Raw genomic sequence first — 8,212 nt, 5'->3', positions numbered from 1 at the left:
ACAAGCTCTACTGACAGATAGCTTGGTTATGTTTTTTTCTTCAATAACGCGTTGCGTTGCTTTTTTGTGATACGTACTCCAAAATCTTTATCAAGTACATCGACTATCGTTTCAAAGAATTGTGCTTTTATCTTGGTATCTTCTAGCTCTTTTTCGAGGGCTTTGATTTTTTGCTCAGGTGTTAAATCATTGGGTTTAGACATAAGGGGAAGCTCATTCATATGATTGGGAGTACCTTTACTCCAATCTAGTTGACCATATCGGCGAAGCCAAGTTAAAACGGTTGAAGCACCTTGAATACCGTAGTGGTCTTGCGCTTGTTTGTAAGTACATTCGCCTTTTTCTACTTTATCAACGACGGATAATTTAAAGGCAAGTGAATAATCTTTTTGTGTACGCTTAGTTATTGGTTTCATTATCTTCTCCAAATTGAAGTTGGAAAAGTGTCAACCTTATTCAGGACGGGTCAGAGAAACAAAAAGCGCGATCTTATATCGCGCTTTTTTATTTTTTTATAAAACGGGCTTTAAACCTAATAACCGTTTGAAAAAATTACAGATAGTATCCCAACATATCTCGGCGAGCGTTGTTTCAGCAAATGCTTTTTTTAGATTGATGTATGCTGGCTCATTGTCTTGGACAAAACCGGTCAAAAATGGTGAGTCATCCCAATGTGCACATTTATCATAAAGCTTTGATAAATTTGGCAAAATAATCTCATCATCCATAACGTGAACTTCAAAGTCTTTAATCGACCAACCATCGCCTAAAATATGCTTTTTATCCTTTAATGCCAATGGGTATTTGGTAGGATAGAAGTTGCTCATATGAACGATTAAGTCTACCGCAAAGCCTCTTGGATCAGCGGCAATATGGCCAAGTTCCCCAAATATAGTCGCATCTTCAACTAAAGCCTGAGCAAACATCAAACGGTATAAAATAATGTTAAGGAAAATTTGCTCTACTTTGTTTTCTCGAGCACCATCTTCTTGGTATTTGTTAAAACCATCTAAAATAGAGCTGTTGTGGGCACGATACCAAGTTTCAGCACTGGGCTGATTAATGTAATCAAACCACTTTTGAGTCGGCATGGGTGCAAGACTTGCGTCGACTTCATTTTCTACCATTAAACCCGCTAGTTCTGATAGGTAGATAAAGTGTAAATTGACATTCCGCCACCAAGGACTGCCCGGCTGAACAGGATCGCTTAGCGGATTTAACACCCCTCTTCTAATTTCCCATTTTAAAAAAGCGAGTTCTGAGTCACCAAAATTGAGATCCAGGTGCTTATAACCATACTTTTTATAAAAATCGATCCGCGTTTGTTTTTTCGCTTCGGGATCATCTTTAATTCGCTGACAAAGCGCTTCGGTCTTTTCTACACATTCTTGATACGTTAACAAGGCACATCCTACCTAATTGTTTTTATTATTAATCTCACCATAGCAAAACAAAATCGTATCAACAAATTGCGCTTAGTATGAACTAAGCTTACAATCGCGCCCCCAAGTTTATTAAGAGAATATTGTTATGGCACGCCTAACGTTAAACCCAGGTCGAGAAAAGTCATTATTGAGAAAACACCCATGGATTTTTTCTCGAGCTATTGCAAAAGTTGAAGGTGATCTTGAACTTGGTCAAACCGTTGAAGTTGTTAATCACAAAGGCCAATTTATTTGCCAAGCAGCATTCTCTCCAAAATCTCAAATCCGCGCACGTGTTTGGTCTTTTGAACAAGACGAAAAAATTAACCAAGACTTTTTTGTTAAAAAAATTCAAAAAGCACGAAACCTGCGAGAACAAGAAGTCGCTGCTGATACCAATGGTTTTCGCCTTATTGCAGCAGAGTCAGATGGGCTGCCGGGTGTAACCATAGACTTTTACAATGGTACCTTAGTCGTACAGTTACTTTCGGCAGGTGCCGAATACCAAAGAGATAACATCCTTCAAGCGCTATTAGCAGTATTTCCAAATGCGCCTATCTTTGAACGCTCAGATGTCGATGTCAGAAGTAAAGAAGGCCTGCCTCAGCAAAAAGGCTGGCTAGCGAATGAGCAAGCTAATACCCAAACCACTATTACCGAACACGGTATCGACATTCAACTCGATATCAATAAAGGTCATAAAACGGGTTTTTATCTCGATCAAAGAGATAGCCGTCATATCAGTGGACAGTACAGTCAAGGTAAATCTGTACTTAATTGCTTTTGCTACACAGGGGCCTTTAGCTTGCACGCGTTAAAAGCAGGTGCAACCAAAGTCACCAATATGGACATTTCAGCTAATGCCCTAAAACAAGCTGAAAAAAACCATAAACTCAATGACTTGTTACAAGCAGATAAGGTCGAATTTGTTAAAGCAGATGTATTCAAAAAGCTTAGAGAATACAAAGAGCAAGGTGTTAAATTCGATACTATCGTAATGGACCCACCTAAATTTGTAGAAAATAAAAATCAACTACAAGGTGCTTGTAGAGGCTACAAAGATATAAATATGTTGGCATTTGAGCTGCTTAATGAGGGTGGCACATTATTAACTTTCTCTTGTTCAGGGTTGATGGAAGAAAGTTTGTTCCAAAAAATCATTGCCGATGCCGCATTAGATGCTGGGAAAAATGGGGTAATTGTAGAAAAACTCAGCCAAGCCAAATGTCACCCTATAGGCCTTAATTATCCAGAGGGTTTCTACTTAAAAGGCTTAGCGGTCAAACTAGTTTAGCTAGGGTCCGAATTTTTATGCTTTATAGGGCGAGTGAAAATTTTATGACTCGCCCAAGCGCAACATAATAAAGGCATAAATATAGCGCCAAACCAAATCAGCTTATATTTATTGATACCTGAAGATATCAATATGTTTGCAGGCATATTGATAAACTGCAGATACAACCCCGTTGATATAAACAGCAAAGTAATAAAAATACTGCCAATAAAAAACTTCATCTTTCATTGATAACTATTAACACACGCAACAATTATCAATGCCTAGCGAGAACTCACCAGCAAAGTTACTAAGCTGAAACAAAATAAATACTTGATTAAGAGGCAAAAAAAGCGGATTCATTATTGAATCCGCTTTTTTGTATCTGCGCTATTTTACTTAATCAAATAATTCGCTGTGTAATTGTGCAACGACATCATTGGCTTTGTCTGTTGGAGTCAAGAAACATAGGTTATGAGGGCTAGCACCTTGGCAAATCATACGTAAATTGAATTTCTCAAGTGCGTTAAATAGTTTACCGCCCACAGCACTGCCTGATTCAAGGTGGTTGCCAATAACGGCAACCAGTGATAAGTTATCTTCAATCGTTACTTCACAAAAGGCTTGTAACTCATCAATCGCTTCTTGTGGTAAGCCACCAAACTTTGTGGCATTAGGTGGATTGTCTAATGTTAACGCTACTGAAATTTCAGACGTTGTGATCAAGTCAATACTGATTTTGTGATCGGCTAAGATACCGAATACTTTGGCTAAAAAGCCTGTAGCATGAAGCATTTTAGGGCTTTTAACCGTCACTAAAACTTGGTCTTTCCTCAGTGCAATAGCTCGATATGATGGACGAGATTCTGATTTATTAACAATCCAAGTACCACCTGCTTCTGGCGCTTTACTCGAACCCACAAATACTTTAGTACCTGCGCGAATTGCAGGGATCAAAGTTGCAGGGTGTAATATTTTAGCGCCGAATGTTGCCGCTTCTGCCGCTTCATCAAAGCTAATTTCGGCGATTGGTCGAGCTGCATCAGTCAAACGAGGGTCAGTTGTGTAGATACCTGTAACATCTGTCCAAATTTGTAACACTTGCGCATCGACTGCCTCAGCAATTAAAGCAGCACTATAATCACTACCGCCACGACCTAAAGTCGTGGTATTACCTTGATTATCTGAACCGATAAACCCTTGTGTCACAACCACTGATTTCTCTAAATCAGGTGTGATCAAGTTTTGTGCTTGGGTGCGAATTAACTCAACTTGAGGCTCAGCTTTACCAAAGTGGCTATCTGTTTTTAAGACCTGACGAATGTCAAAGTTAATAGCATGGCATTGACGCTGACGAAGTACTTCGGCAAATAACAAAGAAGACATTTGCTCACCAAAAGAAACAATGTGATCTTTTAAAGGCATAGATTGAGCAAGTTCAGGCTTGTTAGCCGTCTCTTTTAATTCATTTAATAAATTGTCTAGTGCAACTTTGATTGATTCAGGTGAACCTAGATCAGTTAAAATTGAGTACTCAATATCCCTGATTTCATTCAGTAATTGATCGCGCTCTACTTGCTCAACACCAGCTTGGCTTAAACGGACAAGCTTGTTGGTCACACCTGATTGAGCTGAAACAGCAACGACTCGGATATTTTCGTCACCAATAACGATATTGGCACAAAGACTCATTGATTCAAAATTAGCGACACTCGTTCCACCAAATTTTGCAACGGTAAGATTATTCATATATTTCCCCGATTTAATAAAACTCATCAAGGGAACGCGGGCGTTTGCCAAAAGGAAGTGTTAACGACGGTTAGACACTGTGACTTCTATCAAATGCCGAAAGCGCTCCACCCATTACGGTGACAATCGCGGGGATTCAACCACAACACGACCGAAGTAATTACCGCTAAGAAAATTACTCCTCGGCATCGACTCCCCTCTTAAATAGTCATCGAGGCTTAGCCCTCTACTATTTAATACCTAAGTGATGCACCTCTTCCGGTTGCATTATCTTTAAATAATGCAAACATTTTATCCAACTTGTAACAAGCTGTAATAAAGTGGCGCAGACAATACCGAATTCCTCCTTAAAGATCAAGCAGGTAATCAACCGCAGAGCATGCTAGGGTGTGCTATTATTCAGTTAATAAAGTTATTGTCTTTAACAGACAATTTATTGATAGCACTAAAGTTTTCGTTTTATAGGCAGATACAAAAGTCTCAGTCTTTTATTGCATCTGCACGCATTCTATAAAGAGACAAGACAGGTTGAATAACGCTTAATGAACAAGAAGCCAGAACAAGCTACAAATCAAACTGATGAATTTGATTTAAATGATGCCTTACCTGAAGATGATTTTGCTGATCATGATACCGAGATGGAATTAGAAAATATTGAAGAACTTACTGCCTCGTTAATGGCAGAAGTAAATGAACAAACCCATAGCGAGAACGCAATCCTTAATGATCAAGATTTTGCGTTAGATGAAATAAACGATAGTCAATCGTCATTGGCTGATGCCGATACCCAAGCCCTTTTCGAAAACTTAATGACTGAGGTCGACGAGCAGACTGAAACTGAAACCTCAGTGTTAGTGGATGTCGATCTGGATGAGTTAACATTATCCGCTCAAAGTACCAATGACGCTAATTCTGATGTAAAAGTCGATTTAGCCGATGAATTATTTGATGAGCTTATGGGTGAGGTAGATGAACAAGCTGCAAATGCACAAGATATTCTCGCCAGTACAGATTTCGATGACTTAGAGATTGATGAACTCGAAATAGACGAAACATCACCCCAACAAGTCAACTCTGACCTATCAGTTGAATCAGACCCTGTAGACGATGCCTTCGAACAGTTAATGGAAGATGTCGATAATCAATCGTTAGAAAATACAGATGTGATCGCTGATTTTGATTTTAATTCGCTTGAGCTAGATGAAGCAGCAACAACTGAAACCGAATCAGATCCCGTTTTAGAAGATTCCGAAACCAAATTTGCAGAAGTTGCAGAGTTCGAGGCCAGTGAATTTGATGACAGTGATGAAGCCCTTGTTGATATCGAACTTACCTTAAGTGACGATGGCGAAGTCAATCGCGCGCCTAGTGTCCAATCCGAAGCATTGACTGTACCCGATGACTTCAAGTTTACGATGGACGAACTTGAGGAAGAAAAAGCAGAGACTGAGCAGGTGACATCTGCCGATTCAAACCAGAGTATTGAATTACTCCAATCGCTAACCGAAGAGCACAGCAAAGTCTACGAGTCGCTTCTTGAACAACAACAGCGATTATCAGAAGAAATTCAGGCCCTATCCCTTTCTATTAATGCACTATCAGAGCAACAGCATTCGATCATTAATGCTCAAGAACAACAGCAAACAGAGACCGAATTACCCGATGCCGCTAAGTTATTTGCCACCGGTGTTTATCTAGCTAAAGAAAATGACCAGCTAGCCGCTGCAAAACAATTTAGAAAGGCTGCATTACTGGGTCACAACAAAGCCATGTTTTACTTAGGCGTGATGTACTCACAAGGAAAAGGGTTGCCAAAGAGTGTGATGCACAGCTATGTGTGGCTGACTTTAGCCATTTTGTATGGCAATAGCGAAGCGACGGCTGCACGCCAAGCACTTGAAAAATATCTAACCGCTCATGAAATTCATTTTGCAATGAGACTTGCAGCTGATAGACAAGAGTTGATCTTCTCTAACGAACAATAAACCCCAACCCTGTTTAGAACAAAAAAATCCTCCAGTTTTTACTGGGGGATTTTTTTTGTACTTTTTTCGAACAAAAAACTTGACCTGTTGTTTTATACAGTATACTGTTTATTTAAACACTGTATAAAACAACACTATCTAAATTTTTGGTGATGATGATGAACACAATGACTACATATATCAGCTGCTCAGCTTCACAACAGGTGCAATGGTTTTCAACAAATAACCAATCTGAAGAATTTGAAATGCGCTTTTGGCAAGGTATTGCAAAAACTCAGCAAGAAAACCGCTGGTTGTGTTTAATTAGTCCATCTCAACTCCCTAATAAAACGTTATTAAAAGCAGCAGGGATAAATTTAGACCGAATGTTAATTGTCCACGCCAATGATAATAAAGCTAGAATTCAATCAAGCCTTAATGCATTGAACAATGGTAAATGTGCAACTGTTGTAACTTGGTGTCATAACTTCAGCGTAGATGAACAAGCCAAACTCAGCGAAGCGTGTAAACAAGGAAATTCTCATCAGATCCTTGTTAAACAAGCCAAAGAACAATTGTTAAAACACGCTGCTTAATCCAGCTTCTCTGTGAAACCTGTGGGGGCGAAAGCCCCCTTTTTAGTTTCAATCTGGGTAATTGTTTTTAAATTTACGCATAAAACGTTAAAATTAGCTTTTTTTCTAAGTTGATCTGATATGAGCTCACCCAAGGCCTGCCCTTGCAACCCTGACAAACAATACCAAGCGTGTTGCCAATTGCTGCATACAAAAGTAAATAAAGCTTCTTCCCCAGAGCAATTGATGCGCTCAAGGTATTCTGCATATGCAACAGCTGAGATTGACTACATCATTGAAACTCTATTACCCGCAAAACGCAGTACTGCTATGCGTCAAGAATTAATTGAGTACACGAAACAGATAAAATTCGTCAAACTAGACATTGTTGATGCGCCAGTTGTAAACCCTGATAAACCAACACAGGGTGTGGTTGAGTTCAAAGCATGGTATCAAGACACAGATAAACAGTATTACTGCCAACATGAGCGTTCACGATTTCAGTTAATTGATGGTAATTGGTATTATCAAGACGGTGATGTTTATGGCTATGACACCCCTATCAAGCTTGAGCGTAATCAGCCATGTATCTGTGGTTCTGGTAAGAAATACAAAAAATGCTGTGGTAAATAAATGAATTGATTAAGCTGTATAAGCTTTGGCTGATTCCACGACTTCAAGCATTTGGGTAATATCAGCCTCTTTAGACTCTCTATATATCCCTTCTTTGATATGCCTTTGAGTATGACTTGAACAGTTAGCTAATGTTGCTTCATCCACTTTTTTAGCATCATTGTGTTCAGCGAGAGTATCCCGGTAAAGGTAAATACTTAGCTTACTCCCTGCTAAGCCTCCTGAAGCTAAGCTTTGTGAAAAATAATTTGCAATTTGATAGTAGCTTTCATCTGCATCAAGCCTAACTTCTGGGTGTACACCGAGCTCTTTTTTTAATTGGTTTTCGTCTAAACGACTATCTTCAAGAGATTCGGCAGGTAACTGAAATTGCGAAAACTCTTTTGCATCAGCTGAAAGCATGGCAAGCATCAAAGAAAAATCGGCTCTATGCTTTTGCTGGATTGATTGATTGAGCTTGTTGTCCAACTGTAATTCATGGACTAAGGACTCAGTTTTCATGTTAAATGTACATTTTTAAAGCGTTATGCTGTTTTTATCGGCAAACAGTCAAAAAAGTTAAGTTTTTTTTAAAATAAGTGTTTACAGCAAAAT

General features: G+C 39.1%; 7 protein-coding genes, 1 pseudogene and 1 riboswitch. Of the genes and pseudogenes, 4 read left to right on the top strand and 4 right to left on the bottom strand.

The window, feature by feature from the left end:
* Window positions 1-29: 29 nt before the first annotated feature.
* Window positions 30-416 (bottom strand): annotated as a pseudogene (locus HR060_RS04620) (IS3 family transposase); the annotation flags it as partial.
* A gap of 96 nt (window positions 417-512) precedes the next feature.
* Complete coding sequence (locus HR060_RS04615; protein ID WP_174199103.1) at window positions 513-1,403, bottom strand: hypothetical protein; 891 nt, start codon at window positions 1,401-1,403, stop codon at window positions 513-515.
* Window positions 1,404-1,530: 127 nt separating this feature from the next.
* Here HR060_RS04615 and HR060_RS04610 point away from each other — a divergent pair, with 127 nt between their 5' ends.
* Window positions 1,531-2,718: a class I SAM-dependent rRNA methyltransferase gene (locus HR060_RS04610; protein WP_174199102.1), complete on the top strand. Its 1,188-nt coding sequence runs from the start codon at window positions 1,531-1,533 to the stop codon at window positions 2,716-2,718.
* Window positions 2,719-3,096: 378 nt separating this feature from the next.
* Here the strand turns inward: HR060_RS04610 and lysC are convergent, their stop codons facing one another.
* A complete protein-coding gene (lysC, locus tag HR060_RS04605) occupies window positions 3,097-4,446 on the bottom strand; it encodes a lysine-sensitive aspartokinase 3 (RefSeq protein WP_174199101.1) in 1,350 nt (449 codons plus the stop codon).
* A 92-nt stretch (window positions 4,447-4,538) separates the two neighbouring features.
* Window positions 4,539-4,712: riboswitch (Lysine riboswitch) on the bottom strand.
* 276 nt (window positions 4,713-4,988) lie between these two features.
* Here lysC and HR060_RS04600 point away from each other — a divergent pair.
* From HR060_RS04600 to HR060_RS04590, 3 genes are all read left to right on the top strand, one after another.
* Window positions 4,989-6,431 carry a tetratricopeptide repeat protein gene (locus tag HR060_RS04600; protein WP_174199100.1) on the top strand — a complete coding sequence of 481 codons (1,443 nt, stop codon included), beginning with the start codon at window positions 4,989-4,991 and terminating at the stop codon, window positions 6,429-6,431.
* A gap of 167 nt (window positions 6,432-6,598) precedes the next feature.
* On the top strand, window positions 6,599-7,006 hold the full coding sequence (locus HR060_RS04595) for a SulA-like leucine-rich domain-containing protein (protein ID WP_174199099.1): 408 nt from the start codon (window positions 6,599-6,601) through the stop codon (window positions 7,004-7,006).
* Window positions 7,007-7,126: 120 nt separating this feature from the next.
* On the top strand, window positions 7,127-7,618 hold the full coding sequence (locus HR060_RS04590) for a YchJ family protein (protein ID WP_174199098.1): 492 nt from the start codon (window positions 7,127-7,129) through the stop codon (window positions 7,616-7,618).
* A gap of 9 nt (window positions 7,619-7,627) precedes the next feature.
* Here the strand turns inward: HR060_RS04590 and HR060_RS04585 are convergent, their stop codons facing one another.
* The gene (locus HR060_RS04585; RefSeq protein WP_174199097.1) at window positions 7,628-8,119 is read right to left on the bottom strand and encodes a VC2046/SO_2500 family protein; all 492 of its coding nucleotides are present in this window, start codon (window positions 8,117-8,119) and stop codon (window positions 7,628-7,630) included.
* Window positions 8,120-8,212 lie beyond the last annotated feature (93 nt).

The sequence above is a fragment of the Marinifaba aquimaris genome (assembly GCF_013328345.1).
GTDB classification, from domain to species: Bacteria; Pseudomonadota; Gammaproteobacteria; order Enterobacterales; family Alteromonadaceae; genus Marinifaba; species Marinifaba aquimaris.
This window is presented reverse-complemented; position numbering and strand designations above follow the sequence as displayed.